At 73.0% G+C, this 24,862-nt stretch carries 26 protein-coding genes and 2 pseudogenes; 15 read left to right on the top strand and 13 right to left on the bottom strand.

All coding sequences use genetic code 11. The features are described 5' to 3' along the window. Nucleotides 1-187: 187 nt before the first annotated feature. Nucleotides 188-1,048, top strand: a complete 861-nt coding sequence (locus AC2CHE_RS02320; protein ID WP_484503204.1) for a membrane protein — start codon at nt 188-190, stop codon at nt 1,046-1,048. A gap of 56 nt (nt 1,049-1,104) precedes the next feature. Here AC2CHE_RS02320 and AC2CHE_RS02315 read toward each other — a convergent pair whose 3' ends face one another. Continuing rightward, the gene (locus AC2CHE_RS02315; RefSeq protein WP_484503203.1) at nt 1,105-1,479 is read right to left on the bottom strand and encodes a DUF6401 family natural product biosynthesis protein; all 375 of its coding nucleotides are present in this window, start codon (nt 1,477-1,479) and stop codon (nt 1,105-1,107) included. 159 nt (nt 1,480-1,638) lie between these two features. Between AC2CHE_RS02315 and AC2CHE_RS02310 the strand changes: the two genes are divergently transcribed. Beyond that, nucleotides 1,639-1,899 carry a hypothetical protein gene (locus tag AC2CHE_RS02310; protein ID WP_484503202.1) on the top strand — a complete coding sequence of 87 codons (261 nt, stop codon included), beginning with the start codon at nt 1,639-1,641 and terminating at the stop codon, nt 1,897-1,899. A gap of 3 nt (nt 1,900-1,902) precedes the next feature. Here AC2CHE_RS02310 and AC2CHE_RS02305 read toward each other — a convergent pair whose 3' ends face one another. The 5 genes from AC2CHE_RS02305 to AC2CHE_RS02285 all read right to left on the bottom strand — a co-directional run bounded on the left by AC2CHE_RS02305 (nt 1,903) and on the right by AC2CHE_RS02285 (nt 4,647). Next, the gene (locus AC2CHE_RS02305; RefSeq protein WP_484503201.1) at nt 1,903-2,190 is read right to left on the bottom strand and encodes a hypothetical protein; all 288 of its coding nucleotides are present in this window, start codon (nt 2,188-2,190) and stop codon (nt 1,903-1,905) included. 104 nt (nt 2,191-2,294) lie between these two features. Beyond that, entirely contained in the window at nt 2,295-2,552 is a 258-nt protein-coding gene (locus tag AC2CHE_RS02300; protein WP_484503200.1) for a hypothetical protein, read from the bottom strand. Nucleotides 2,553-2,697: 145 nt separating this feature from the next. Beyond that, nucleotides 2,698-3,159, bottom strand: a complete 462-nt coding sequence (locus tag AC2CHE_RS02295; RefSeq protein WP_484503199.1) for an SRPBCC family protein — start codon at nt 3,157-3,159, stop codon at nt 2,698-2,700. Between the two features lie 48 nt (nt 3,160-3,207). Next, nucleotides 3,208-3,624 carry a DUF2795 domain-containing protein gene (locus tag AC2CHE_RS02290; RefSeq protein ID WP_281561974.1) on the bottom strand — a complete coding sequence of 139 codons (417 nt, stop codon included), beginning with the start codon at nt 3,622-3,624 and terminating at the stop codon, nt 3,208-3,210. A 45-nt stretch (nt 3,625-3,669) separates the two neighbouring features. Further along, complete coding sequence (locus tag AC2CHE_RS02285; protein ID WP_484503198.1) at nt 3,670-4,647, bottom strand: YihY/virulence factor BrkB family protein; 978 nt, start codon at nt 4,645-4,647, stop codon at nt 3,670-3,672. Between the two features lie 146 nt (nt 4,648-4,793). On the opposite strand from AC2CHE_RS02285, the gene AC2CHE_RS02280 reads away from it, so the two are divergent. Continuing rightward, on the top strand, nt 4,794-5,195 hold the full coding sequence (locus tag AC2CHE_RS02280) for a ChaB family protein (protein ID WP_281561976.1): 402 nt from the start codon (nt 4,794-4,796) through the stop codon (nt 5,193-5,195). A 115-nt stretch (nt 5,196-5,310) separates the two neighbouring features. Here AC2CHE_RS02280 and AC2CHE_RS02275 read toward each other — a convergent pair whose 3' ends face one another. Further along, nucleotides 5,311-6,744, bottom strand: a complete 1,434-nt coding sequence (locus AC2CHE_RS02275) for an aldehyde dehydrogenase family protein (RefSeq protein ID WP_484503197.1) — start codon at nt 6,742-6,744, stop codon at nt 5,311-5,313. 69 nt (nt 6,745-6,813) lie between these two features. Here AC2CHE_RS02275 and AC2CHE_RS02270 point away from each other — a divergent pair, with 69 nt between their 5' ends. After that, entirely contained in the window at nt 6,814-8,427 is a 1,614-nt protein-coding gene (locus tag AC2CHE_RS02270) for a phytoene desaturase family protein (RefSeq protein WP_484503196.1), read from the top strand. 16 nt (nt 8,428-8,443) lie between these two features. Here the strand turns inward: AC2CHE_RS02270 and AC2CHE_RS02265 are convergent, their stop codons facing one another. Beyond that, on the bottom strand, nt 8,444-9,211 hold the full coding sequence (locus AC2CHE_RS02265) for a polyprenol monophosphomannose synthase (RefSeq protein WP_281561978.1): 768 nt from the start codon (nt 9,209-9,211) through the stop codon (nt 8,444-8,446). Nucleotides 9,212-9,591: 380 nt separating this feature from the next. Here AC2CHE_RS02265 and AC2CHE_RS02260 point away from each other — a divergent pair. From AC2CHE_RS02260 to AC2CHE_RS02220, 9 genes and pseudogenes are all read left to right on the top strand, one after another. Continuing rightward, nucleotides 9,592-10,137 (top strand): annotated as a pseudogene (locus tag AC2CHE_RS02260) (D-glycero-alpha-D-manno-heptose-1,7-bisphosphate 7-phosphatase); the annotation flags it as partial. Nucleotides 10,138-10,170: 33 nt separating this feature from the next. Further along, nucleotides 10,171-11,292 (top strand): annotated as a pseudogene (locus tag AC2CHE_RS02255) (glycosyltransferase family 9 protein); the annotation flags it as partial. Further along, complete coding sequence (locus AC2CHE_RS02250; protein WP_484503195.1) at nt 11,289-12,260, top strand: glycosyltransferase; 972 nt, start codon at nt 11,289-11,291, stop codon at nt 12,258-12,260. The pseudogene AC2CHE_RS02255 and the gene AC2CHE_RS02250, both read left to right, overlap by 4 nt. Continuing rightward, complete coding sequence (locus AC2CHE_RS02245; protein WP_484503194.1) at nt 12,251-13,468, top strand: glycosyltransferase; 1,218 nt, start codon at nt 12,251-12,253, stop codon at nt 13,466-13,468. Before AC2CHE_RS02250 ends, AC2CHE_RS02245 begins: the two co-directional genes overlap by 10 nt. Further along, nucleotides 13,468-14,121, top strand: coding sequence for a D-sedoheptulose-7-phosphate isomerase (locus AC2CHE_RS02240; protein WP_484503193.1), 654 nt, complete (start codon nt 13,468-13,470; stop codon nt 14,119-14,121). Before AC2CHE_RS02245 ends, AC2CHE_RS02240 begins: the two co-directional genes overlap by 1 nt. 10 nt (nt 14,122-14,131) lie before the next feature. Then, on the top strand, nt 14,132-15,556 hold the full coding sequence (locus AC2CHE_RS02235) for a PfkB family carbohydrate kinase (RefSeq protein WP_484503192.1): 1,425 nt from the start codon (nt 14,132-14,134) through the stop codon (nt 15,554-15,556). Continuing rightward, nucleotides 15,553-16,248 carry an SDR family oxidoreductase gene (locus AC2CHE_RS02230; protein WP_484503191.1) on the top strand — a complete coding sequence of 232 codons (696 nt, stop codon included), beginning with the start codon at nt 15,553-15,555 and terminating at the stop codon, nt 16,246-16,248. The genes AC2CHE_RS02235 and AC2CHE_RS02230 overlap by 4 nt, the downstream gene beginning before the upstream one ends. Beyond that, entirely contained in the window at nt 16,245-17,198 is a 954-nt protein-coding gene (locus tag AC2CHE_RS02225) for a glycosyltransferase family 9 protein (RefSeq protein WP_484503190.1), read from the top strand. Before AC2CHE_RS02230 ends, AC2CHE_RS02225 begins: the two co-directional genes overlap by 4 nt. Then, nucleotides 17,182-18,165 carry a DNA topoisomerase IB gene (locus AC2CHE_RS02220; RefSeq protein ID WP_484503189.1) on the top strand — a complete coding sequence of 328 codons (984 nt, stop codon included), beginning with the start codon at nt 17,182-17,184 and terminating at the stop codon, nt 18,163-18,165. The genes AC2CHE_RS02225 and AC2CHE_RS02220 overlap by 17 nt, the downstream gene beginning before the upstream one ends. Before the next feature lie 146 nt (nt 18,166-18,311). Here AC2CHE_RS02220 and AC2CHE_RS02215 read toward each other — a convergent pair whose 3' ends face one another. From AC2CHE_RS02215 to AC2CHE_RS02200, 4 genes are all read right to left on the bottom strand, one after another. Beyond that, nucleotides 18,312-18,815 carry a hypothetical protein gene (locus AC2CHE_RS02215; RefSeq protein WP_484503188.1) on the bottom strand — a complete coding sequence of 168 codons (504 nt, stop codon included), beginning with the start codon at nt 18,813-18,815 and terminating at the stop codon, nt 18,312-18,314. Nucleotides 18,816-18,934: 119 nt separating this feature from the next. Then, the gene (locus tag AC2CHE_RS02210) at nt 18,935-20,566 is read right to left on the bottom strand and encodes a RecQ family ATP-dependent DNA helicase (protein WP_484503187.1); all 1,632 of its coding nucleotides are present in this window, start codon (nt 20,564-20,566) and stop codon (nt 18,935-18,937) included. A 47-nt stretch (nt 20,567-20,613) separates the two neighbouring features. Then, complete coding sequence (locus AC2CHE_RS02205; RefSeq protein WP_484503186.1) at nt 20,614-21,564, bottom strand: TIGR03557 family F420-dependent LLM class oxidoreductase; 951 nt, start codon at nt 21,562-21,564, stop codon at nt 20,614-20,616. A gap of 93 nt (nt 21,565-21,657) precedes the next feature. Then, nucleotides 21,658-21,780: a hypothetical protein gene (locus tag AC2CHE_RS02200; RefSeq protein WP_275415498.1), complete on the bottom strand. Its 123-nt coding sequence runs from the start codon at nt 21,778-21,780 to the stop codon at nt 21,658-21,660. A 213-nt stretch (nt 21,781-21,993) separates the two neighbouring features. Between AC2CHE_RS02200 and AC2CHE_RS02195 the strand changes: the two genes are divergently transcribed. Beyond that, nucleotides 21,994-23,514: a glycoside hydrolase family 3 protein gene (locus AC2CHE_RS02195; protein WP_484503185.1), complete on the top strand. Its 1,521-nt coding sequence runs from the start codon at nt 21,994-21,996 to the stop codon at nt 23,512-23,514. Here AC2CHE_RS02195 and AC2CHE_RS02190 read toward each other — a convergent pair. After that, a complete protein-coding gene (locus tag AC2CHE_RS02190) occupies nt 23,498-23,779 on the bottom strand; it encodes a GNAT family N-acetyltransferase (RefSeq protein WP_484503290.1) in 282 nt (93 codons plus the stop codon). The genes AC2CHE_RS02195 and AC2CHE_RS02190 overlap by 17 nt on opposite strands. Before the next feature lie 220 nt (nt 23,780-23,999). Between AC2CHE_RS02190 and AC2CHE_RS02185 the strand changes: the two genes are divergently transcribed. Next, the gene (locus AC2CHE_RS02185; RefSeq protein WP_484503184.1) at nt 24,000-24,821 is read left to right on the top strand and encodes a DUF1206 domain-containing protein; all 822 of its coding nucleotides are present in this window, start codon (nt 24,000-24,002) and stop codon (nt 24,819-24,821) included. Nucleotides 24,822-24,862 lie beyond the last annotated feature (41 nt).

Genomic DNA, 24,862 nt, shown 5'->3' with positions numbered 1-24,862 from the left:
AACGCAGCCTAGTCCGCCCGCTCGACCCGCGTTCCCGATCATCGGCGGGGCGTGCCGGACCAGGACATCAGAGCAGTTCAGAGCCGATCCGGTGGGGTGTGTCCAGAAAAAGGGGGTGATCGGAGCGGCGTGCTGGCCGGGGGATGGGGTAAGCGCGCGGGGCAATCCATGCGACAGGAGGGACGTCATGCCGGAAACCCTCGCGGCCAGGCAGGTTGACATCGGTGACGCCGCGGCCGACATGTGGAGGTCGGTGCTGCTGTTCGTGCCCCGGGCCATCGCGTTCATCGCGATTCTCGTGGTCGGATGGCTCATCGCCAGAGCCGTGCTCAAGATCGTGGATACGGTCCTGGAACGGGTGGGGTTCGACCGGGCGGTCGAACGGGGCGGTATCAAGCGTGCGTTGGAGCGGACGCGGTACGACGCCAGTGACATCCTGGCGAGGCTCGCGTACTACGCGGTGCTGCTGTTCACCCTTCAGTTCGCCTTCGGCATCTGGGGGCCGAACGCGATCAGCGATCTGATCGCGGGCGTGGTGGCGTGGCTGCCCCGGGCGTTCGTCGCGATCGTCATCGTGGTGGTGGCCGCCGCGATCGCCAACGCGGTGCGGGACCTCGTCACCGGGGCGCTCGGCGGGCTGTCGTACGGCCGTTTCCTGGCCGACGTGACGGCGATCTTCATTCTCGCCCTGGGCGTCATCGCGGCGCTCAACCAGGTGGGCATCGCCACCACCGTCACCCAGCCCGTGCTGATCGCGGTGCTCGCCACGGTGGCCGGCATCCTGATCGTCGGCGTCGGTGGCGGTCTGGTGCGACCGATGCAGAACCGCTGGGAAGGCTGGCTCACCCGAGCGGCCGAGGAGTCGCGGGCGATCCGGGAGCAGCGGCAGGGTGCCGAGGCCGGTCGCAGCGACATGCAGCGGCAGATGGCCGACCGGCCCGGTGCCGTCCAGCCGGCCGCCCGGGGATCGGAGTCCTCGATGGCCGGGGGACGGGGGACCTACCAGTCCGGCAACGCCGGCGACGAGACCCAGCAGTTCCGTCCGTGACGGTGGTTCGTCGCGCTGGGACGGGTGTCCGCCGCATGGCGGACACCCGTCCCAGCTCACCACGGCGGCGGCTGCGGGGCCGGCGTGTCCAGCGCGGCGGTAAGCGCGCAGATCGCGACCAGACGCAGCGTCACCCAGTCCGCCTCCGCCCAGTCGACCGGGGCATCAGCCGGTTGCCAGCCGTACTCCTCGGCGGCGACCCGCACGCCGTCGGCGTAGCCGGCGAGGGCCGCGGCGGTCAACGGCCGTCGGTCCCCGCGCAGGCTGTGACGAACCGAGGCGGCGTGCTGGTCGACGGCGGCGAGCAGGCCCGGCCGGGCGTACGCGGCGGCGAGCCCGTCCAGCCCCACGGCGTTGGCGAGCGTGACCAGACAGGACCGGGCCCAGTCGACGGCGGTGGGGGAGACGACCCGGTTCGACGGCACGCACATGGGGAACGAATGTAGTCAACCCGTGGTGCCGCGACCTCGGCCGCTCGGACCGTCCGGGTGCCCACGGCGGTGTCCGGCAGGTGTCCGAGGGGATCGAGTCGGGCGCGGCGGACGGCGGGGAATCGGACGCCGCGGCACGACCGGCACCAGGAAGCACGGATGGACACCACCGACGGACCCGACGAGCAGCACCGGCGTCCGGCCGGAGTGAGCGACGACACGGTGGCCGCCCTCGGCAAGCTCGGCCATGCACTGGAGTGCGTGGAACGCGCCCGTGGCCAGCTCTACTCGCTGCACCAGCCCATCGGGCACGCCGATCTGATGCTCGACGACGGGCCCACGAGGCGCGCCCGGCCGGCGGACCATGAACCTCGGTCCGGCCCAGGCGGGCCGACTCGCCCGGCGGATGACCTCGGGTGACCCCTACTCGGCGGAGGACGCGCCCGCCGGGCGGCGCCGCGCGGCGTCATCGGCGACGATCACGGTCGCCACCATCAGCGCGACACAGAGGCTGAACAGCCACGAGCTGTCGTCGACCAGCCTGGCGGAGACGGGTGCCTGCACTGCGGCGAGGAGAAAGCCGAGCCATGCCAGGCGGCGCTGACGCGTGGAGAGGTAGCCGGAGCCCTGATGCATTTCGAAAGTCTTGCGCGTGACGCGGCCATTGCCGTCAGCCGAACGGCCGATTCTGGCTGAGCTGTCCGAATTCACTGCCCGTTCGGCTGAGGTGTTTTCGCTGCACACGCTCGCGTGCGGTCGTGGCCGTGGCGCTCCGGGTATCTCCCGGGTCGCCAGCAGAGATCCGGGATGCGGTGTCAGAAAGTGTCCGGGCCGGTGCGCCCGGTGGTGGAAGGTCGGTACGCCCGGTCCGGGTCGGTGGGCTCGCGTCCCGTGCCGGGCGCCTCGCCGCCCCGGTCGGCCGCCTCGGGGCCGTGCCCGAAGGCGGCCTCCTCCCCGGCGTCGTTGCCGGTCACGTCGTCGGCCTGCCCGTCGAGCGTCGACCGGGCGACGGCCCGGTCCAGTTCCTCCAGTGGAAGCCGTTCCTCGTTGCGCCATGCCCTGTCGTCGCTCATGCCATCGCGGTACCCCCGCCCGGTCGTCGCAAACGACCCGCACGCCCGGGGTGGGCGTGGCCGGTCGGCGTACGGGAACGGATCCGGTGCTCGCGACGACGGCCGCCGGACTCCTCCGGCGGCCGTCGAGGGTCTCAGCGCGGAATCACGGCTGCGGACGGTCGACCTGACCGCGCCACGCACCGGTCTCCTGGCCGCGCCGTTCGATGAAGGTCTTGAACCGTTGCAGGTCACCCTTGGCCCGGCGGTCGACCACGCCGAGCTTGTCGCCGGCCTGTTCGATGACGCCGTGCGGGTCGAACTCCAACTGGAGACTGACCCGGCTGCTGTTCTCGTCGAGCCGGTGGAAGGTGACCACCCCGGCGTGCTGGGTGCCGCCGGTCGAGCGCCACGCCACCCGCTCGTCGGGCAACTGCTCGGTGATCTCAGCGTCGAACTCCCGCTTCACCCCGGCGATCTCCACGGTCCAGTGGGTCATCGTGTCGGAGAGCTGGCGAATCTCCTGCACGCCCTCCATGAACTGTGGAAACTCTTCGAACTGGGTCCACTGGTCGTATGCCGTCCGCACCGGGACGGCCACGTCGACATGCTCAGTTACGCCGCTCATCAGCATCCTTCCCTGCGCTTGGTGAGGAATGCGGACCGTTCGGTCCACCTACCAGCGCGTCGTCTCGTTGGTGTGGCCGAGCGCCGCCCACACCTCGGACACCGTCTGGTACCGGGTGTCCTCGGGCAGCCGCTCCAGGGCGGCCAGTACGTCGTCGGGAGCCTCGTTCGCACGTGCGTTGGCGAGCAGTGCCGCCCGGTCACCGGGCAGGGCGTTCATCGTGATGAACCGCCCCAACCGGCTGCGGGCCTCGACGTCCTCGGAGGTCATGCCCTGGGGAGCGCCGCTGCGCAGGTCGCCGGCCGGCGCCGTGGTCGGCTCCGGCTGGTCCTCTCCCGCGGGCTCCGGGACGCGGAACTCGTCGACCCGCGAGCCGCCGGTCCCCGGCCCCTGCACCAGGCCGCTGACCTCCTGGCTCATCTGCTCGTCGACCCTCGGTGAGTGCTTGCTGCTGCCGCGGTCCATGCCTTCTGCGCTACCCGACGGGTCGGGTGGTAAACCGACGCGTGGTCACCTGCCGGCCGGCAACCGCGGTGGCAGCACCGGCTCCTCGACGTCCTCCCGGCCGGACTGCAGCCGCCGTCCCCGCTGGAGTTCGGCGTTGATCTGGACGCCGAGCATCAGCGCGGAATTGGACAGGTAGAGCCAGACCAGGAACGCGATCACCGCACCGAGGCTGCCGTAGGTCGTGTCGTACGAGCCGAAGTTGGCCACGTACAACCCGAAGCCGAAGGAGCCGAGCGCCCAGGCGGTCAGGGCTACCGCCCCGCCCAGGGTGAGCCAGCGGAAACGCGGCTGACGCACGTTCGGCGCGACCCAGAACAGCAGGGACATCAACAGCATCGCGATCAGCGCCAGCGCCGGCCATTTGGCCACTGTCCACGCGGTGCGGGCCGCGTCGCCCGCCCCCGCCAGGTCACCGATCGCGTCGGCGACCGGACCGCTGACGATCAGACCGGCGGCCACGGTGGCGAGCAGCACCAGCGACAGGCCGGCCAGTCCGATCTGCAACGGGCGCAACTTCCACACCGGCCGTCCCTCGACGACGCCGTAGATCGCGTTCGAGGCCCGGGTGAACGAGGCGATGAAGTTCGAGGCCGACCAGAGCGCACCGAGCAGACCGAAGCTGAGCAACACCCCGGCGGAGCTGTTCTGGTCCAACACCTCGCGGATCACGCCGACGAAGCTCTCGTTCGCCACCACCGAGCCGGCGCCCACGTCGCTGGCCAGATCGAGCACCGTGTCGACGGTGCGCTCACCGTCGGACACCAGCCCGACCAGGGCCACCACCACGACGGCGGAGGGGAACAGCGCCAGCACCCCGTAGTAGGTGAGCGCGGCGGCCCAGTCCGTGCAGTTGTCCCGCAGGTAGTTGCGCCCGGCCCGGACCAGCACGCCACGCCAGGTCTGCCAGCGGAGCTGGCGAATCCCCGGTAGGCGCGGCACCGGCGGATCGGTCGACGGGGCGTCGGGGTTCGTCGTCGTCATGACCGCTCCCTGGGCACTGTGGGCACCGTATCTGGATCTGGTTCGGCCGGTACCCGACCCGCTCTCGCGGCAAACGCCGTCGGCGTTTGCCGCGACGTCGTCCGGGTACGCCAATCCGAATGGCCCGCACACGGAGGAGGATCGAGATGCCCGGGCGCGAAGTACTGCCCAGCACGCTGCGGCGCTCCCCGGAGAAGGCCCAGCGCACCTGGGAGAAGACACACGACTCCGCGGTCGAGACGTACGGCGAGGGCGAGCGGGCGCACCGCACCGCGTTCGCCGCCGTCAAGCACGAGTTCGAGAAGGTCGGCGACCACTGGGAACCGAAGGGCCGCAAGGGGCCCAGCGACCAGCAGGCCGCTGGCGGTGGGCCGGCGCGGCGGGCACCGACCGCAGGTGGGGTGGACGCGAACGCCGCCAAGGAACATCTCCTGCGGGTGGCCCGTGAACTGGACGTGTCGGGACGGTCGAGCATGACCAAGCCGGAACTGGTCAAGGCCATTCAGAAGGCCAACGACCGCCAGACCCGCAAGGCTCGCGGCGGCTGAGCCGCCGTTCGTCGACCCGCCCGGCCCGCGATGGGCTGAGCCCTCGTTCGTCGATGGCCCGGCCGGCGTACGCGTCGGATCGGGCCCGGCGGCACACCCGGTCCGGCGTGCCGGTTCACCAGTGGCCGCCGCCGGGCGCCTGGATGTGTACCGCCTTGGTGGCGGTGAACTCGTCGAGCAGTTCCGGGCCGTAGCCGAAGCCCTGACCACTGGCCCGGCGCGGGTGCGCGGCACCGGCCGGCGCGCCGCCGAAGACCGCGTTGACCTTCACGGTCCCGACCGGCAGCTCCCGCCAGGCCCGCTGGGCGTGGCTCATCGACCCGGTCAGCACGGTCGCCGCCAGCCCGTACGGCGAGTCGGCCGCGCACCGCAGCGCCTCGGAGTACGAGTCGACCACCACCACGGCGGCGACCGGGCCGAACGTCTCCTCCCGGATCAACGCCAGGTCGTGCCGGCAGCGGTCGACCACGGTGGCCGGGTAGAAGGCGCCCGGCCCCTCCGGCAGGGTGCCGCCGATGCGCAGCCGGGCACCGTCGGCCACCGCGGCGATCACCTGCCCGTGGACCTGATCGCGATGGCGCCGGTCCACCAGTGGGCCGAGCTGGGTGTCCAGGTCCCGTCCCGGTCCGGCGCGCAGTGCGGCGGCCCGCTCGACCAGCGCGGCCACGAAATCCTCGGCGATATCGTGGTGGGCGTAGATCCGCTCCACCGCGACGCAGATCTGCCCCGCGTTGGCGAAGGCGCCGAGGGCGGCCTCGCCGGCGGCCCAGCTCGGGTCGACATCGGCGTCGACGATCAGCGGGTCGCTGCCACCGTTTTCCAACAGCACCTTGGCGCCGGTGCTGGCGGCGGCCTCGGCGATCGCCCGGCCGGTGGCGCTGGAACCAACTTGGGCCACCATGTCCACCTCGGCGGCGGCCAACGCCGCGCCGGTCGTCGGACCGCCGCTGAGCAGCGACAGCACCCCGGCTGGCAGGGCGGTGTCGAAGGCGCGGGCCAGCAGCCACCCGGTGGCCGGGGTGCGCTCGCTGGGCTTGTGCAGCACCACGTTGCCGGTGACCAGGGCCGCACCGAGCAGCCCGCACGACACGGCGACCGGGTCGTTCCAGGGCGTGATGGCAGCCACCACGCCACGCGGCTGCGGCGTCATGAAGTCGAGCGCGGCGGGATCGCCGTGCAGGGTACGGCCGCCCCGGGCCGGCGCGAGTTCGGCGTACTGCCGCAGGGTGGCGATGCCCGCCTCGACGCCGCCCCGGGCGTCGGCGAGCGGCTTGCCCATCTCCGCGGTGGTCGCCTGCGCCAGGTCGTCGGCGACCTCGGCGACCGCGTCGGCGATCCGGCGCAGTGCCGCGGCCCGCTCCGCCGGGGCCGTCGCCGCCCACTCGGACGCCACCCCGCGCGCCGCCGCCACCGCCTTGTCGACCTCGTCGGTCGTGGCGACCGGGGCGCTGGTCACCGGGCCGCCGTCAGCCGGATCGTGCACCGTGAACTCGCCAGCCTCCCCGCCGGCACCCCAGACCCCACCGATGAGCTGCGTGACCGTGTACATGGCGCGCTGCATGCCCGGGCCCGGACGTGACAAACGTTTCGCCGCAACGACTCGGGGTAGCGTCCACGGATGATGTCGCCGGGTTTCCTCGGTGCCGAGCGGGCCGACGCAGTCGTCGTCGGCGCCGGACACAACGGCCTGGTCGCCGCCAACCTGTTGGCCGACGCGGGTTGGGACGTGTTGGTGCTGGAAGCCACCGGGGCGCCCGGCGGGGCGGTGCGCTCGGCCGAGGTGACCGCGCCCGGCTACCTCAGCGACCTCTTCAGCTCGTTCTACCCGCTCGGTTACGCCTCGCCGGTGCTGCGCGGGCTCGACCTGACCCGGTACGGGCTCGCCTGGCGGCACGCCCCCGACGTGCTGGCCCACCTGTTTCCCGACGACCGGGTGGCCGTGCTCAACCGGGATCCGACCGTCACGGCGGCGTCACTGGAGACCTTCGCTCCCGGCGACGGTGCGCGCTGGCTGACCGCGTACGAGCAGTGGCAGCAGGTCGCCGACCCGATGCTGGAGCTGATCACCACTCCGTTCCCTCCGGTACGCGGCGGGGTCGGCCTGCTGCGCCGGCTGCGGGTCGGCGGTTCGCTGCGGCTGGCCCGGCGGCTGGTGTTGCCGGCGAGCCGGCTCGGTGCGGAACTGTTCGCCGGTGCCGGCGGTCCGGCGTTGCTGGCCGGTTGCGCCCTGCACACCGACCTGTCCACCGAGGAGGCCGGCTCCGGCGTCTACGGCTGGCTGCTCGCCATGCTCGGCCAGCAGGTCGGCTGGCCGGTCCCGAAGGGTGGCGCGCAGAAGATCACCGACGCGCTGGTAGCCCGGTTGACCGAACGGGGCGGCCGGATTCTCTACGGTGCCCGGGTAGACCGGATCCTGGTCGCCCGGGGCCGGGCGGTGGGCGTACGCACCGTCGGCGGCACCAACTGGTCGGCCCGCCGGGCGGTGCTCGCCGACGTTCCCGCGCCCGCGCTGTACCTGGATCTGGTCGGCCCCGCCGTGCTGCCCCCGCGACTGGTGGCGGACCTGGAACACTTCCGTTGGGACGGTTCCACGCTGAAGGTGGACTGGGCGCTGTCCGCCCCGATGCCCTGGACGAACCGCCGCCTGTCCACCGTCGGCACGGTGCATCTGGGTGCGGATCTCAACGGGCTGACCGGCTACGCCGCCCGGCTGGCCCTGGGCGAGCTGCCACCGGATCCGTTCCTGCTGGTGGGGCAGATGTCGGTGGCGGACCCGAGTCACTCGCCGCCAGGCACCGAGTCGCTCTGGTCGTACACGCACCTGCCGTTTCGTCGGCACTGGCGGGCCGACGACATCATCGCGCACGTCGAGCGGATGGAGACGGTGCTGGAGTCAGCCGCCCCCGGGTTCCGCAGCCTGGTGGTGGGCCGGCACGTGGCCGGCCCGGCCGAGCTGGAGGAGGCGAACCCGAGTCTGGTCGGCGGCGCGCTGGGCGGCGGCACCGCCGCCCCCTACCAGCAGCTGTTCCTACGCCCGGTGCCCGGACTCGGTCGCGCCGACACTCCGGTGGACCGGCTCTTCCTGGCCAGCGCTTCGGCACACCCAGGCGGCGGGGTGCACGGCGCACCCGGCGCGAACGCCGCCCGAGCCGCCCTGGCTCGCGACCGGGCGCTCACCGGTGGGTTGTATCAACGGGCGATCGCCACCGCCCACCGGGCCGTCTACGCCTGACCGCCGCGCCGAGCGGTCAGGGCTCGATGTTGCGGTGCCGGGTACGGAGCTTGAACGGCATCAGGGCGCTTTCGATCTTGGTGGCGGTGGTCATCTTCGAGGCGCCGTCGCGCCGCTCCTCGAACCGGATCGGCACCTCCAGAATGGTGTGCCCCAGCTTGGTGGCCAGGTAGTGCATCTCAACCTGGAAGCTGTAGCCGTTGGACTGCACCCGCTCCAGCCCGATGTCGCGCAGCGCGTCGGCCCGCCAGATCTTGAAACCGGCGGTGAGGTCGCGGATCCGTACCCGCAGCAGCGTGTGCACGTACAGGTTCGCCCAGCCACTGAGCGCCCGCCGGTACAGCGGCCAGTTCTCGTCCAGCTCGCCGCCGGGCACGTAGCGAGACCCGATGACCACGCCGGCCTGAGTGGACAGCAACGCGCCGAGCATGCCCGGCAACGCCTCCGGCGGGTGGGACAGGTCGGCGTCCATCTGGGCCACGTACTCGGCGCCGCCGTCGAGGGCCCGGCTGATCCCGTCCACGTACGCCCGGCCCAGACCCTCCTTGCCCGGCCGGTGCACGACCTGCACGCGTTCCGGATGCTCTATGGCGAGCTTGTCCGCGACCTCGCCCGTGCCGTCGGGGGAGTTGTCGTCGGCGACCAGCACCTTCAGGCCGGGCAGTGGCAGCGCGAGGAGGCGCTCGACCAGCACCGGCAGGTTGCCGGCCTCGTTGTAGGTCGGGACCACGACGGTCAGGCGCACGTCCCGCCACGGCGAGGGCAACTGGACGGGTTCGATCATTGGGGACATCCTCGGTCTGCGGACAGGGTTACCCGTGAGCGTAGCCACTTGTCCCTTCCGGGGTGAAATGGCTCCCCGACGCCGTGCCTCGCGATCAGGCCGGTTCCCTCACTCTGCGGGCGATCATCCTCTCTGCCACCGCCCCTCGGTACCCGGCCCGTGGCCTCGGCCAACGAGGCGGCCGGGTTAGCTTCTCGGTGACCGCGGGTAAGGCCATCCGCGGGCGGCCGTGCGGGTGCGGTCGGTGCGCGGTGTCCTCGGCCGCGTCGCGGGTGACGTTTACTCATCGGGGCGCAGGGAACCCGCCGCCCGTGCGAAAGGACCATGGGGAGCCGGATCAGCGCAGGTCAGCGGGGTTGCTGGCCGGAGCCGGCCGGATCATGTCCCGCCCGGTCCTGTTTGACGCGGTCCTGCTGGACCGCGACGGCACCCTCGTCGAGGACGTGCCGTACAACTCGGATCCGGGCAAGGTGCGCCCGATGCCGGGCGCCCGCGCGGCGTTGGACCGGCTGCGGGCGGCCGGACTGAAGCTCGCGGTGGTGACCAACCAGTCCGGGCTGGCCCGGGGGCTGTTCACCGAACGGCAGTTGCACCTCGTGCACCGCCGGATCGAGGCGCTGCTCGGCCCGTTCGACTCCTGGCAGGTGTGCCCCCACGACGACGGGGACGGCTGCGCGTGTCGCAAGCCGAGGCCGGGCCTGGTGCACGCGGCAGCCCGGGCGCTCGGCACCGTACCTGCCCGCTGCGCCCTGATCGGTGACATCGGCCGCGACATCACGGCGGCCCTGGCCGCCGGTGCGGCCGGCGTGTTGGTTCCGACGCCGGTGACCCGCGCCGAGGAGGTGGCGGCGGCCCCGTCGGTGGCCGCCGACCTGGCCACGGCCGTCACGGAGATCCTTCGACGCCAGGCGGCACTGAACCCGGCGGAGCCGATGTCGGGCGCGGAGCACCGGTCCGGCGCCGCGGGCGTCCGGCGAGCCGGCGTGGCACGCCCCGGTGGCGGTCGCACGGTGCTGGTGGTGCGGTCGGACTCGGCGGGGGACGTGCTGGTCACCGGACCGGGCATCCGGGCGGTCGCCGCCGGAGCCGAGCGGGTGGTGCTGCTCTGCGGGCCCCGTGGGCGGTCCGCCGCCGACCTGCTCCCCGGCGTCGACGAGGTGATCGAGCACCGGTTGCCCTGGATCGACCCGGCCCCCGCGCCGGTGGAGCCGCAGGAGATGGCCATCCTGGTCGGCCGGCTCGCGGCGGTGGCCGCCGACGAGGCGGTCATCTTCACCTCGTTCCACCAGTCGCCGTTGCCCCTGGCGCTGCTGCTGCGAATGGCCGGGGTGGCCCGGATCGCGGCGATCAGCGACGACTACCCGGGCAGCCTGCTGGACGTGCGGCACCGGGTGCCGGTCGGCGTGCCGGAGGCGGAGCGGGCCCTGTCCCTGGCCGCCGCCGCCGGTTACCTGCTCGGCGAGGGCGATGAACCGTGCCTGCGGCTGCGGCCGGTCGCGCCGCGACCCGAGGCTGGCGGCCCGGGTTACGTGGTGCTGCATCCCGGATCGGCGGCACCAGCCCGGGGCTGCCCGCCCGAACTGGCCGAACGGATCGCCGACGAACTGGGCGCCGCCGGTTACCGGGTGGTGGTGACCGGCGGTCCCGCCGAGCGGGAGCTGACCGCGCGGGTCGCCGGCCGGCACGGCCGGGACCTCGGGGGCCGCACCGGCCTGGCCGAGCTGGCCGGGATCGTGGCCGCGGCCGGCGCGGTGGTGGTCGGCAACACCGGGCCGGCGCACCTGGCCGCCGCGTACGGCGTGCCGGTGGTCAGCCTCTTCGCTCCCACCGTCCCCTTCGGACAGTGGGGGCCGTGGCGGGTGCCGACGGTACGCCTCGGCGACGCCACCGCCGCCTGCCGCGACACCCGGGCCGCCCGGTGTCCGGTACCCGGGCATCCCTGCCTCAGCGACATCGAGCCGGCTGCCGTGCTCGACGCGCTGCGCCTGCTCGGTGTGCCGCCGGACCAGCCGGTCACCGGTCCGGCCGGGCCCCGGGCGGCACCCGAGGTGGCCACCGTCGGCGGTGGGGGCGGCCGATGAACATCCTGCTCTGGCACGTGCACGGTTCCTGGACCACCTCGTTCGTGCACGGCAAGCACCGCTACCTGATCCCGGCCACCCCGGACCGGGGGCCGTACGGGCTGGGCCGCGCCCGGACGTACACCTGGCCGGAGAGCGCCGCGGAGGTGAGCCCGGAGCAACTGCGCACCGCGGACGTCGACGTGGTGATCCTGCAACGTCCGGAGGAAATCGACCTGGCCGAGCAGTGGCTCGGCCGCCGGCCCGGCCGGGACCTGCCGGCCGTCTACGTGGAGCACAACACGCCGAAGGACGGCCAGGTCCCCGACAGCCGTCACCCGATGGCCGATCGGGACGACCTGCTCGTCGCCCACGTGACCGCCTTCAACGAGCTTTTCTGGGACACCGGCACCACCCGCACCACGGTTGTCGACCACGGCATCGTGGCGCCGACGACGGCCTGGACCGGCGAACTCGACCGGCTGGCCGTCGTGATCAACGAACCGGTACGCCGGTGGCGGGTCACCGGCACCGACCTGCTGCCCCGGTTCGCCGAAATCGCCCCGCTGGACGTCTTCGGCATGAGGGTCGCCGGGCTGGCCGAGCACCTCGGTCTGCCGGCTGACCGGTTGACCAGCCACGACGACGTGCCGCAGCACCGGATGCACGCCGAGTTGGCGCGCCGCCGGGCGTACCTGCACCTGTGCCGGTGGACGTCGCTGGGGCTGAGCCTGATCGAGGCGATGACGATGGGCATGCCGGTGGTGGCGCTGGCCACCACCGATGCGGTGATGGCGGTGCCAGCGGGTGCCAATGCCCTCTCCACCCGGGTCGACACCCTGCTGACCGCCGCCGCCCGCTTCGTCGCCGAACCGCAGTGGGCGCGCGAGGCCGGCGCCGAGGCCCGCGCCGCCGCTCGTGAACGTTACGGCCTCGACCGTTTCCTCACCGACTGGGACCGGCTGCTGGAGGAGGAAGTATGCGGATAGCGATGATCTCGGAGCACGCCAGCCCGCTCGCCATCCTGGGCGGCGAGGATGCCGGTGGCCAGAACACGCACGTCGCGGAACTCTCCGCCGCGCTCGCCGCCGCCGGGCACGACGTGCGGGTCTACACCCGCCGCGACGCGGTCGACCTACCGGTGACCGTACGCACTCCGGACGGCTACGACGTGGTGCACGTGCCGGCCGGGCCGGCCGAGCCGGTGGCGAAGGACGCCCTGCTGCCGCACATGCGCCCGTTCGGCGCGTGGCTGATCGACCGCTGGCGGGGCGGGGACTGGACCCCCGAGGTGATCCATGCGCACTTCTGGATGAGTGGGCTGGCCGCGCTGGAGGCCGGCAGGCAGACCGGGGTGCCGGTGGTGCAGACCTACCACGCGCTCGGCACGGTGAAGCGTCGCTACCAGGGTGTGCAGGACACCAGCCCGGCCCGGCGGATCGGCTATGAGCGCCAACTGGGCTGTTCGGTCGACCGGGTGATCGCCCAGTGCCGCGACGAGGTCGGTGAGCTGGTCCGGATGGGGGTCCCACGCACGGCGATGACGGTGATCCCGTCCGGTGTCAACCTCGCCACCTTCGCCCCGCTCGGGCCGGCCACCGAGCGGGAGCCCGGGCGGACCCGGATCCTCACCGTGGGTCGGTTGGTGGAACGCAAGGGCTTCCAGACGGTGGTACGGGCGATGGCGCACGTGCCCGAGGCCGAGTGCGTGCTGGTCGGCGGTCCACCGGCCGGTCTGTTGGAAACCGACCCGTACGCCCGAAGGTTGCGGGCGCTCGCCGGCAGCTGTGGCGTCGCCGACCGGGTCCGCCTGGTCGGTGCGGTGCCCCGGGAGGAGATGGGCCGCTGGTACCGCTCGGCGGACATCCTGGTCGCCGCGCCCTGGTACGAGCCGTTCGGGCTGACCCCGCTGGAGGCGATGGCGTGCGGGGTGCCGGTGGTGGCCACCTCCGTCGGTGGCCTGCGTGACACGGTGGTCGACGGCGTCACCGGGGACCTGGTGCCGGCGCGCGACCCGCGTGCGCTCGGGGAGGCGCTGCGGGCGCTGCTCGACGACCGGATCCGCCGGTTCGCCTACGCGGGTGCGGCGCGGGCCCGGGCCCGCCGGCACTACTCGTGGGCGGTCACCGCGCAGCGCCTCGCCGAGGTCTACGACGAGGTGGCCGCGGTGCACCGACCGACCCGGGTGGTGGCCTGATGAGTCTGCTCGACGCGCACCTGGCGCACCTGACCGCGGCCCTGCCGCCGTTCCGGCGCTGCGAGTCGCTGCTCGCCCGGTGGGGCGCGGTGCTCGCCCGGCGGCTCACCGACGGCGGCCGGCTGCTCGTCGCCGGAAACGGTGGCAGCGCCGCCGAGGCACAACACCTGACCGCCGAACTGGTCGGCAAGCTCCGCGACGACCGTCAGCCGCTGTCCGCCATCGCGCTGCACGCCGAGACGTCGGCGCTGACCGCGATCGGCAACGACTACGGCTACGAGGAGGTGTTCGCCCGGCAGGTCCGCGCCCACGGACGACCCGACGACGTGCTGCTGTTGCTGTCCACCAGCGGCGGCAGCGGCAACCTGCTCGCCGCTGCCCGGACCGGCCGGGAGGCGGGACTGCGCTGCTGGGCGTTCACCGGGCCGGCACCGAACCCGCTCGCCGAGGCGTGTCATGAGGTGCTCGCCGTGGACTCGCCGGACACCCAGGTGATCCAGGAACTTCATCTGGTCTCCAGCCACCTGCTCTGCGAGTACGTCGAGCAGGCGATTGCGGATCAGCTGGCCCCGACGGCGCCAGCGGCCGGTGCGGTGCGGTCCGGTGTCGAGGTGGTGCTGGACGGCGGTGCCGGCCGGCCGGTGCAGGCCTGAGGAGGCAAGCGTGACGGGACCCGTGGTGGTGGTCGGCGACACCCTGCTCGACCGGGACGTCGAGGGTGTGGTCAACCGGCTCTGTCCGGACTCGCCGGTGCCCGTGCTCGACGAGATCGCGCACGTGGACCGGCCCGGCGGTGCCGGGCTCTCCGCCGTCTTCGCCGCCGCGCAGGGTGCCGAGGTGGTGCTGGTGACCGCGCTGGCCGACGATGCCGGGGGGGCCCGGCTGAGCGTGCTGCTCGCCGCCGCCGGGGTGCAGGTGTATCCGCTGCGGCTGGCCGGTGCGACCCCGGAGAAGATCCGGTTGCGGTCCGGGGGGCGGGTACTGCTGCGCCATGACCGGGGCGGTGGGGTGGGGGAGCTGGGCGAGCCGGGCGAGGCGGTGCTGCGTCTCCTGGACCGGGCATCGGTGGTGCTGGTCAGCGACTACGGCCGCGCGGTGGCGCGGCAGCCGGCGCTGCGGGCGGCCCTGGCCTCGATCCGTGCCCCGCTGGTGTGGGATCCGCACCCGCGTGGGCCCGCCGCGGTACCCGGGGCGAACCTGGTCACCCCGAACGAGGCGGAGGTGCGGGAGCTGACGGAGGCGCCGGTCGGCGGCACCCGGCTGGCCACCGCCGCGGAGGGGGCGCAGCGGTTGCGGCAGCGGTGGCGCGCAGGGGCGGTCGCGGTGACCCTCGGCGCCGACGGCTCGCTGCTCAGCCACGCCGGGTCGACCCCGCTGATGGTGCCCGCTCCGATGGCCGCCGAGGGGGACACCTGCGGCGCGGGCGATCGGTTCGCCGTCGCCGCCAGTCTCGCCCTGGCTCGTGGCGCGCTGGTCTCCGAGGCGGTGCAGGAGGCGGTGACGGAGGCCTCGGCGTACGTGGCGGACGGTGGGGTGGCTACGGCGTTGCCGACGCCGGTACGGCGCGCCCCGCAGGCGGTGCACGCCGCAGTGGCCGGTGACCGGGTCGGGGTGGCCGCGTCCGCCGCCGTGGTCGCCCGGGTGCGCGCCGCCGGAGGCACGGTCGTGGCCACCGGTGGCTGCTTCGACCTGCTGCACGCCGGCCACGTGGCGACGTTGCAGGCCGCCCGGCAGCTCGGCGACTGCCTGGTCGTGTGCCTCAACTCCGACGCCAGCGTCACCGGCCTCAAGGGGCCGGACCGGCCGGTGATGCGCCAGGACGACCGAAGTCGCCTGTTGGCCGCGCTGAGCTGTGTCGACGCGGTAATGATCTTCGACGAGCCGACACCGGAAGCGGCGCTGTCCTGGCTGCGCCCGGACGTCTGGGTCAAGGGCGGGGACTACGGCGGCGGTGACGGCGATGGCCTGCCGGAGGCGGAGATCCTGCGCCGGTGGGGCGGCAACACGGTGGTGGTGCCCTACCTGGACGGGCGCTCCACCACCGAGATCATCGCCGCGACCGCCACCCGGGCGGAGGTAGTCCGGTGAGCGCGCCGGCCACCGGGCGCACGGTGCTGGTCACCGGCGGCTCCAGCGGACTGGGTGCGGCCGTGGTGGCGGCGGTGGCCGCCGCTGGTGGTCGGCCACTGGTACTGGACCGGCAGGCACCGGCCGACGGGGTGCCCTGGGTCGAGTGCGACCTGGCCGACACCCGCGGCGCCGAGGCGGCCACCCGCGAGCTGGCCCAACGCGTGGGCGGCCTGGACGCCGTGGTCACCGCCGCCGGCATCGACGTACCCGGTCGGCTCGCCGACGTGCCCGGCGAGACCTGGGACCGGATCGTCGCCGTCGACCTGCTGGCGACGGCTGCGGTGATCCGGGCCGCGCTGCCGTTCCTCACGGCGTCCCGGGGCACCGTCGTGACGGTGGCCTCCACTCTCGGCATCAAGGCGGTAAGCGACGCGACGGCGTACTGCGCGGCAAAATTCGGGGTGGTCGGCTTCACCCGGGCGCTCGCCGCCGAACTGGCCGGCACGGTCGGTGTCACGCTGCTCGTCCCGGGCGGGATGCGGACGGCCTTCTTCGACGAACGCGACCCGCAGTACCGCCCGGGGGCGGACGCCATCCTCAACGATCCGGCCGACACCGCCGCGGCGATCATGTTCGCCCTGTCCCAGCCGGCCGGCTGCGCGATCCGCGAGATGGTGGTCTGCGCCGAGCAGGAGACGTCGTACCCGTGATCCTGGCGTTGCGTGCCCTCGGCGTCGGTGACCTCGCCACGGCGGTCCCGGCGTTGCGGGCGTTGCGGGCGGCATACCCGGACCAGCAGTTGGTGCTCGCCGCGCCGGCCTGGCTGGGACCGCTGGTCGAGCTGGTCGGCGGGGTGGACCGGGTGCTGCCCACCGCCGGCCTGGACCGGCTGGACCAGCCCGCCGGGCGGGTGGAGGTGGCGGTGAACCTGCACGGCCGGGGCCCACGGTCGCACCGGCTGCTGGCCGCCGTCCGCCCTGGCCGGCTGCTCGCCTTCGCCAACGCCGAGACGTCGCACGCCGACGGGCCGGACTGGGACGACGACGAGCACGAGGTGTCGCGCTGGTGCCGGCTGCTGCGCGGGTACGGGATTGCGGCCGACCCGACCGACCTGGACCTGCGCCGGCCGGAGCCGAACCGGGCTGCCGGCGGTGTCACCGTGCTGCATCCCGGCTCGAAGGAGGCGGCCAAGCGCTGGCCGCCCGACCGGTACGCGAGCCTGGCCCGGGAGCTGACCGGACGGGGGCACCGGGTGGTGCTGACCGGCAGCGCCTCCGAGCGGGCCGCGGTCACGGGCATCGCCTGCCAGGCCGGGTTGCCGGCCGCTGCGGTGCTGGCCGGCCGCACGGACCTGGCCCAACTCGCCGCTCTGATCGCCGGGGCGCGGCTGGTGGTCAGCGGGGACACCGGAGTGGCGCATCTGGCCACCGGCTACCGCACCCCGTCGGTGGTGCTGTTCGGCCCGGTTTCGCCGGCCCGTTGGGGGCCGCCGCTGGAGCGCCGACGGCACCGGGCGCTCTGGGCCGGCGCGCGGGCATGGCCGGCGTGGGACGGGGTAGGCGACCATCCCACGATGGTCGCCCTCGGTGTGAACGAGGTGCTGGCCGCCGTCGACGAGGTGGAGCGGGCGGTGCGGGTGGACCGTGCGGTTGCGGCGTAGCGATCCGGGTCGGCCGGGGTACCGGCGACGCCGACGGGGTAGCGGCTGGTCGTTCCTGGACCCGCGCGGTGAGCCGGTACGCGATTCCGACGAGTTGACCCGGCTGCGTGCCCTGGTCATCCCGCCGGCCTGGCGCGACGTGTGGATCTCGCCGTACCCGAACGGGCACATCCAGGCCATCGGTGTCGACGCGGCCGGACGTAGGCAGTACCTCTACCACCCGCTGTGGCGACAGCGGCAGGACGAGGCGAAGTTCGACCACGTGGTGGAGGTGGCCGGCCGGCTGCCGCTGCTGCGCGAGCGGGTCGGCCACGACCTGGCGGTACGCGGGCTGCCCCGCGAGCGGGTGCTGGCGACGGTGACCCGGCTGCTCGACATGGGCACCTTCCGGGTCGGCAGCGACCAGTACGCGGCGGGCGAGGACCCGACGTTCGGGGTGGCGACCCTGCGCCCCGAACACGCCCGGCTCCGCCGGGGTTGTGTGCTGTTCGAGTTCCCGGCCAAGGGCGGCATCGAGCAGGCACGGCTGATCTCCGATCCCCAGTTGTGCCGGGTGCTGACGGATCTGCGCCGGCGGCGACGGGCGGCCGACCGGTTGTTCGGTTACTGGGACGGCCGGCAGTGGCGGGACGTACGGGCCGACGAGGTCAACGACTACCTCCGCGAGGCGAGCGGCGGCGAGATGACCGCGAAGGATTTCCGCACCTGGCACGCGACGGTACGGGCGGCGACGGAACTGGCCGCGGCGACCTCCGTCCGGTCGGTCACCGCTCGCCGCCGGGCGGTGGCAGCGGTGATGCGACAGGTGGCGGAGCTGCTCGGCAACACGCCGACGGTGGCCCGCGCCTCGTACGTGGATCCGAGGGTGGTGGATCTGTTCCACGAGGGTGTGGTCGTTCCGGTGACCGAGGGCGCCTCCGCGGAGCAGGCCGAACGGGCGGTGCTGACCCTGCTGACCCGGCCCTGACCGCCGTCATTCCGACGAGGCGGCGGCACGGATCTCGATCCCCACCCCCACCCCCACCCCCACCCGGTTGATCATGAGGTTAGCGGCGCCGGCGGAGATCAAGACTGCCGCTAACCTCATGATCAACGGGGGCAAGGGGGAGGGGGTCAGTCGTTGAGGACCTGGGCCAGGCGGTCGCGGAAGCGGCGCTCGGAGGGGCTGACCTCGGTACCGCCCAGGCCGAGCACGCCGCCGGTGCTGGCGGCGCCGACGACCTGCTCGGCGATCTCCACCAGCCAGTGCCGGTACGCGCCCGCCTCGCCCTCGTCCACCTTGGCCGCCAGCAGCGCCGACGCCTCCTTGGCCCGGCCCAGCACGTCCTCGGCGTAGCCGCGCGGGTCCGGGGGCTCGATGACCGGCAGCTCCTCGCCGGCCTCCGGGTCACCGACCCGGCTGACGATCTCGCCGGCCACGGCGGCGACCAGCGGACTTGCCGACTCCCGCCCGCCGGAGATGGTCTGCAGACCGGCGGCACCCTCGGCCATCGTCGCCCTGGTGCCGTCGGACTCGGCGGCGCTCGCCGCGGTGAGCACCGACTGCGGCAGGCCGACCAGCAGCCCCCACTCCTCGTCGGAGAAACCGAACCCGGTGTACGCCGGTTCTTCGATCACGACCCGCCCCTCCCGATCCTCGTTCACGTTCTCGTCGCCGTGCCGCCGGTGGCGGCCGGTCTGGTTCTTCCGCCCGGCCGGGCCGGACAGACCCGGCGACCGGCAGCGGCCGGCTCAGGCTAGTCCAGGGTGAGCAGGCCCTGTTCGGACACCACGCTGACCGACAACGTCTTGTACCCGACCTCGTCGAACAGGACCGTCATCCGATCCTCCTCGTAGCTGAGCACCAGGCCGGAACCCCACTCGGCGTGCCGCACCTGGCTGTGTACCGGGAACGGGCCCACCGAGCCGTCGTCGGGCACGCTGGTGCCGGCGTGGCAGTTGTCGCAGTGCCCGCAGATCTCGGTCATCTGCTCGCCGAAGTAGGCAAGCAACGTCTGCCCCCGGCAGGCGGTGGTCTCGGCGAAGGCGCGCATCATGTCGGTACGCGAGCGGGTCAGGCTCTGCTGCCGTTCCGCCTCGGCCACCGCGGCCGCCGCCGCGTCGACCGGAGTGGGGGCGTAACGGGGTACCCCGACCCGCTGTCCCGGCGCCTGCTGGGCGGCGCCGACCTGTTCCAGCAGGGCGAGGTACTGCCCGAGTTTGCGCGGGCCGAGCCCGGTCATCTCGCGCAGCTCCTTGCGGGTGGTCGGCTCCTTGCGCAGCAACGCGGCCAGGTCGCGCAGCTCGGTGGCGTCGGGCAGTCCACCGCTGAAGTAGCGTTGCAGCCCGACGTCCTCGGCCTGCCAGAGCAGCAGCACCCGGGCGGGCTGCCCGTCGCGGCCGGCCCGGCCGATCTCCTGGAAGTAGCTGTCCGGCGAGTCGGGTAGCGCCATGTGCACCACCCAGGCGATGTTGGGCTTGTCGATGCCCATCCCGAACGCCGAGGTCGCCACCATGATCGGCACCTGGTCGGCGAGGAACGCCTCGTGCAGTCGGGTGCGGGCGCTGCCCGGCATCCCGCCGTGGTAGTACTGCGCGGGATAGCCCGCGTCGGTCAACCGGGCGGACAGTTCCTCGGCGGCCCGACGGGTGGGCACGTAGATGATGCCGGGCCGCTTGTCGTCGCGCAGCAGGGCGATCAGTCGCCGCCACCGGTAGTCCTCGTTGGGGCAGTGCGCCACCTCGAAGAAGAGGTTGGGCCGGTCCAGGCCGGAGACCACGATCTCGGGCTTGCGCAGCCGCAGCCGGCTGACGATGTCGTCGCGTACCGGTGGGGAGGCGGTGGCGGTCAACGCGACCACCGGTGGTCGGCCGATGCCCTCGATCAGCTGCCCGAGGGCCAGGTAGTCCGGGCGGAAGTCGTGTCCCCAGGCCGAGATGCAGTGCGCCTCGTCGATCGCCACCAGCGCCGGCTTGAGGTCCCGAACCTCGGCCAGCCGGTCGGGGTTGGCCAACTGCTCCGGGGTGATGAAGAGGAACTCGGCCCGCCCGTCGCGGATCTCGGCGACCGCCTCGGCCTGCTGGGCGGCGGTCTCGTCCGAGCTGATCCGGACCGCCCGCAGTTCCGCGCGCTGCCGCTCGTTGAGCGCGGCGATCTGGTCCTGCTGAAGCGCCAGCAGCGGTGAGATCACCACGGTCGGGCCGGGGATCAGGCTGGCCGGGATCTGGTAGATCGCCGATTTGCCGGCGCCGGTGGGCAGCACCACCAGGGCGTCGCGGCGGCGCATCACGGCCCGCATCGCGGCCAACTGGTTGGGACGCAGGGCGGTCCAACCGAACAGGCTGCGCGCGGCGCGGCGCAACGACATCGAGTGCGTGGTCAGCTTCATCGAAGGCCGCAGGTACCCGGGAGGATCCGCGCCGAAACCCGAGTCGATCAGCGCACCCGGGGCAGTACCTCGCGCTGGTACAGGTCGAGCAGCCCCGGCCAGTTCGGTCCGGTGTTGGCGACGTAGACCTCGTCGAAACCGGCCTTCGCGTACGCGTCGATCTTGGCCAGGTGGGCGTCGGCGTCGTTGCCGCAGACGAACGCCTCGCGCATCGCCTCCGGATTCACGAGTGTGGCGGCCTGCTCGAAGTGCCGGGGCGAGGGCAGGACCTGGAGCAGCTCGCCGGGGATCGCCTCGGTCGGCCAGCGCTCGTACGCCAGTCGCATGCCCTCCTCGACCGTCGGCGCGTACGCGGCCTTGAAACCGGCCTGGCAGGGCTTGTCGCCGCCGCCGTTGTCCCGGAACCGGCGCACCAGGTCCGCGTCGGGCATGGTGTTGACGAACCCGTCGCCGATCCGCGCGGCCAGATCCACCGCCTTCGGCCCGAACGCCGAGACGTACACCTGCGGGGGAGTCTCGGGCAGCGTGTAGATCCGGGCGTGCTCCACCTGGTAATGCCGGCCGTGATGGTTGACGAAGCCGCCGCGCCACAGCTTGCGCATCACCTCGACCGCCTCCTCCAGCATCTCCAGCCGGACGCCGGCCTGCGGCCACGGGCCGCCGAGGATGTGTTCGTTGAGTGCCTCCCCGGTGCCCACCCCGAGGACGAACCGGCCGGAGTGCAGCACCGCGCTGGTCGCCGCGGCCTGGGCGAGCACCGCCGGGTGGATGCGTACGGTCGGGCAGGTCACGGCGGTGGTGACTGGTAGCCGGCAGACCTGGCTCAGCGCGCCGAGCATCGACCAGACGAAGGGGCTCTGCCCCTGGGCGTCCGTCCAGGGATGGTAGTGATCGGAGATCCACAGCGCCGCGAAACCGGCCCGCTCGGCGGCCCGGGCCTGGTCGAGCAGTTCGGCCGGTGTGTACTCCTCGGTGGACAGGAAGTATCCGAGCTTCATGTCGTCCCCTTCGGCCCGCTGATGCCTGTGCGGCAGGCGGTACCCCGGCGAGCACCGCTCACACCCGCCGGGCGGTCAGCGGCGGAACGGTGGTCAGCGGCGGAACATCGCGCGGATGGCGAGGAGCAGCAGCAGACCGCCGACCACCAGGCCGAGCAGGCGTACGCCGGGGACGTCGGCCGGGCTCGTCGCATCGGCCAGTAGCACGGGGTCCATACCCGCACTGTCGCCGGGTAGCGCTCCCAAGGCAACTGTAAGGTTTATTGACTATTGGTTGGCGCGGTGTGACCATGTCTGCACCGCCGGCCGGCGGGGGTCCACGGCGGAACACGCGGGGGTACAGCGCCGAATGAGCGAGCGGCAGCGAGCGAATCATCAACTCAGTGCGGCGGTGCCTCATGCCGGCACGCAGCGAAGCGGAGTGCCGACATGAGCGATCGAGTCGAGCGCAACGCAAACCTGGCGGCCCTGGCGGCTGCGGTCCTGCAACCCGGTTTCGTCGGCACCGTCCCACCCGCCTGGATCTGCCGCTGGCTCGGCGACGGGCTCGGCTCGGTGGTGCTGTTCAGCCGTAACGTCGTCGATCCCGCGCAGGTCGCCGAGCTGACCGCGGCGCTGCGCGCGGAGCGGCCGGACGTGATCGTCGCCATCGACGAGGAAGCGGGTGACGTCACCCGTATCGAGTCCGGCCGGGGCAGCTCCCGCCCGGGCAACCTGGCGCTCGGCGCGGTGGACGATCCAGCATTGACCGAGCAGGTGGCCCGCGACCTCGGCGTGGAACTCGCCACCGTCGGGATCACCCTCAACTACGCGCCGGACGTCGACATCAACTCCAACCCGGACAACCCGGTGATCGGTGTCCGATCGTTCGGCGCGGAGCCGTCGCTGGTCGTCCGGCACACCACCGCCTGGGTACGCGGCCTGCAGTCCGGTGGCGTCGCCGCCTGCGCGAAGCACTTTCCCGGTCACGGTGACACCCGGGTGGACTCCCACCACGATCTGCCCCGCATCGACGCCGACCGGGCCCGGCTGCACGCCGTCGAACTGGCCCCGTTCCGGGCCGCCGTGGCGGCGGGCGTCCAGGCGGTGATGACCGGGCACCTGCTGGTGCCCACCCTGGATCCCGATCTGCCGGCCACCCTGAGTAGCCGCATCCTTGGTGGCGTGCTGCGCGAGGAGATGGGCTTCGACGGAGTGGTGGTGACCGACGCGGTGGAGATGGGCGCGGTGGCCGGCCGCTACGGTCTCGCCGGTGCCGCGGTGCGTGCCCTGGCCGCCGGAGTGGACGCGATCTGCGTGGGCGGCGAGCACGCTGACGAGGAGGCGGCCCGGCACCTGCGCGACGCGATCGTCGACGCGGTGGTCGCCGGTGAGCTGCCCGAGGAGCGGCTGGCCGAGGCGGCCAAGCGGGTCGGGCAACTCGCCGCCTGGACGGTGGCGGCGCGTGCCGCCCGTTCCGCGACGCCACCCGCGCCGGCCGGCTCGGCGGTCGGGCTGGCGGCGGCCCGGCTGGCGGTCCGGATCACCACGAGCGAGGTCACGGCCACCTCGTTGCCGCTGACCGGCCCGTCGCACGTGGTCGAGCTCCAGCCGCCGCACAACATCGCGATCGGGTCGGAGACCCCCTGGGGGGTGGCCGCGCCGCTGGCCGCTCTCGTGCCGGGCACCACCAGCGTCCGGTACGTCGAGAACTCGGTGCCGGCCGACCTGGCCGCCGAGGCCACCGGCCGGCCGCTGGTGCTGGTGGTCCGCGACCTGCACCGGCACGCCTGGATGCGGGACGCGGTCGCCCGGGCGTTGGCCGTCCGCCCCGACGCGGTGGTCGTCGAACTCGGGGTACCCGCGCTGGTCACCGGCGCGGTGCACGTCGCCACCCACGGCGCCACCCGGGCCGCCGGTCGGGCCGCGGCCGAGCTGCTCGCCGGCGGCGTGGTCACTCCGGGCTGGTGACCAGGTCGGCGTACTCCGGGTGGCGTTCGATGAAGGCGGCCATGAACGGGCAGCGTGGCACCACCCGCTGCCCCTGCGCGCGGACCTGATCCAGGGTGCCACGCATCAGCGCCGAGCCGACGCCCATGTTCTGGAAGGCCGAATCCACCTGGGTGTGCGTGAAGATCAGCACCTGTTCGCGGGGCAGGTACGCGGTGAAGCCGGCCAACGCGTTGTCGACCAGGATCTCGTAGCGGTGTTTGGCGGGGTTGTCCTCGACCAGCATGCTCACCCCCGCATTGTCCATCGCCGTTCGGCCCGGCCGGTCGTTTCGCCGGTGTCTCCTACGCTTGACGGTGTGACGAACCGATCCCCCGCCGGTAGTAGGACTCCGCCCGCCCCTACCCGTGGCACCCCCACCCGCCATCGAGGTCGGCGGCGAGCAGACGGCATCCGGGCGGCGGCCAGCACGTTTGGAAATCTTCCCGTTCGGAGATTGAGGCGCCATGCCTCTTTCCCCTAACGCCGAAGCCACCGCCGCCCGTACGGCAGACAGCCGGTGGCTGGAACTCCTCGCCCGGGCCGGCTTCATCGGCTACGGGATCGTGCATCTGCTGTTCGGCTGGCTGGCGCTACAGATCGCGTTCGGCAACGCGTCCGATGACGGCGACCAGTCCGGCGCGCTGCGGACCCTCGCGGCGCAACCCATGGGCCAGTTCCTGGTCATCGCCATCGCCGTGGGCATGCTCGCCATGGGGATCTGGCAGGCCCTGGAGGCGGCCGTCGGGCACCGTACCGAGCGGGGCAACGACCGGCTCAAGGAACGGATCATGTCCGCCGCCCGCACCCTGATCTACCTCTGGCTGGCCTGGACCGCCTGGAAGGTCGTCTCCGACGCCAACTCCGACAGCGCCTCCCAGCAGGAGGACCTGTCGGCCCGGCTGATGGAGTCCACCGGGGGGCGTTGGCTGGTCGGTCTCGCCGGTCTGGTGCTCGCGGGCATCGGTGTCGGCATGACGATCTACGGTCTCAAGAAGAAGTTCATGAAGCGGCTGAAGACCGGCGAGATGAGCGCCAAGACCCAGCAGCTCGCCCGTCGGCTCGGCATGGCCGGCTACGCCTCCCGGGGTGTCGCCTTCGCGATCACCGGCGTGCTGGTCATACTGGCTGCGGTGAACTACGACCCGGAGAAGGCCCGTGGTCTGGACGCCGCGCTGCGGACCCTGCGTGACCAGTCGTTCGGCCCGATCCTGCTGGCTCTCGTCGCGCTGGGCTTCGCCGCCTTCGGCGTCTACTGCTTCCTTCAGTCCCGCTACCGCAAGGTATGACCTTCTCCTCCCCGGCCACCCCCCGCGGTGGCCGGGGCCGG

Source organism: Micromonospora sp. ATLC16, assembly GCF_057196645.1.
This window is presented reverse-complemented; position numbering and strand designations above follow the sequence as displayed.

Coding starts and splice junctions, on each gene's coding strand:
- AC2CHE_RS02320 (WP_484503204.1), top strand. CDS start 188: ATGCCGGAAACCCTCGCGGCCAGGCAGGTTGACATCGGTGACGCCGCG.
- AC2CHE_RS02315 (WP_484503203.1), bottom strand. CDS start 1,479: ATGTGCGTGCCGTCGAACCGGGTCGTCTCCCCCACCGCCGTCGACTGG.
- AC2CHE_RS02310 (WP_484503202.1), top strand. CDS start 1,639: ATGGACACCACCGACGGACCCGACGAGCAGCACCGGCGTCCGGCCGGA.
- AC2CHE_RS02300 (WP_484503200.1), bottom strand. CDS start 2,552: ATGAGCGACGACAGGGCATGGCGCAACGAGGAACGGCTTCCACTGGAG.
- AC2CHE_RS02295 (WP_484503199.1), bottom strand. CDS start 3,159: ATGAGCGGCGTAACTGAGCATGTCGACGTGGCCGTCCCGGTGCGGACG.
- AC2CHE_RS02290 (WP_281561974.1), bottom strand. CDS start 3,624: ATGGACCGCGGCAGCAGCAAGCACTCACCGAGGGTCGACGAGCAGATG.
- AC2CHE_RS02285 (WP_484503198.1), bottom strand. CDS start 4,647: ATGACGACGACGAACCCCGACGCCCCGTCGACCGATCCGCCGGTGCCG.
- AC2CHE_RS02280 (WP_281561976.1), top strand. CDS start 4,794: ATGCCCGGGCGCGAAGTACTGCCCAGCACGCTGCGGCGCTCCCCGGAG.
- AC2CHE_RS02275 (WP_484503197.1), bottom strand. CDS start 6,744: ATGTACACGGTCACGCAGCTCATCGGTGGGGTCTGGGGTGCCGGCGGG.
- AC2CHE_RS02270 (WP_484503196.1), top strand. CDS start 6,814: ATGATGTCGCCGGGTTTCCTCGGTGCCGAGCGGGCCGACGCAGTCGTC.
- AC2CHE_RS02265 (WP_281561978.1), bottom strand. CDS start 9,211: ATGATCGAACCCGTCCAGTTGCCCTCGCCGTGGCGGGACGTGCGCCTG.
- AC2CHE_RS02250 (WP_484503195.1), top strand. CDS start 11,289: ATGAACATCCTGCTCTGGCACGTGCACGGTTCCTGGACCACCTCGTTC.
- AC2CHE_RS02245 (WP_484503194.1), top strand. CDS start 12,251: ATGCGGATAGCGATGATCTCGGAGCACGCCAGCCCGCTCGCCATCCTG.
- AC2CHE_RS02240 (WP_484503193.1), top strand. CDS start 13,468: ATGAGTCTGCTCGACGCGCACCTGGCGCACCTGACCGCGGCCCTGCCG.
- AC2CHE_RS02210 (WP_484503187.1), bottom strand. CDS start 20,566: ATGAAGCTGACCACGCACTCGATGTCGTTGCGCCGCGCCGCGCGCAGC.
- AC2CHE_RS02205 (WP_484503186.1), bottom strand. CDS start 21,564: ATGAAGCTCGGATACTTCCTGTCCACCGAGGAGTACACACCGGCCGAA.
- AC2CHE_RS02200 (WP_275415498.1), bottom strand. CDS start 21,780: ATGGACCCCGTGCTACTGGCCGATGCGACGAGCCCGGCCGACGTCCCC.
- AC2CHE_RS02195 (WP_484503185.1), top strand. CDS start 21,994: ATGAGCGATCGAGTCGAGCGCAACGCAAACCTGGCGGCCCTGGCGGCT.
- AC2CHE_RS02190 (WP_484503290.1), bottom strand. CDS start 23,779: ATGCTGGTCGAGGACAACCCCGCCAAACACCGCTACGAGATCCTGGTC.
- AC2CHE_RS02185 (WP_484503184.1), top strand. CDS start 24,000: ATGCCTCTTTCCCCTAACGCCGAAGCCACCGCCGCCCGTACGGCAGAC.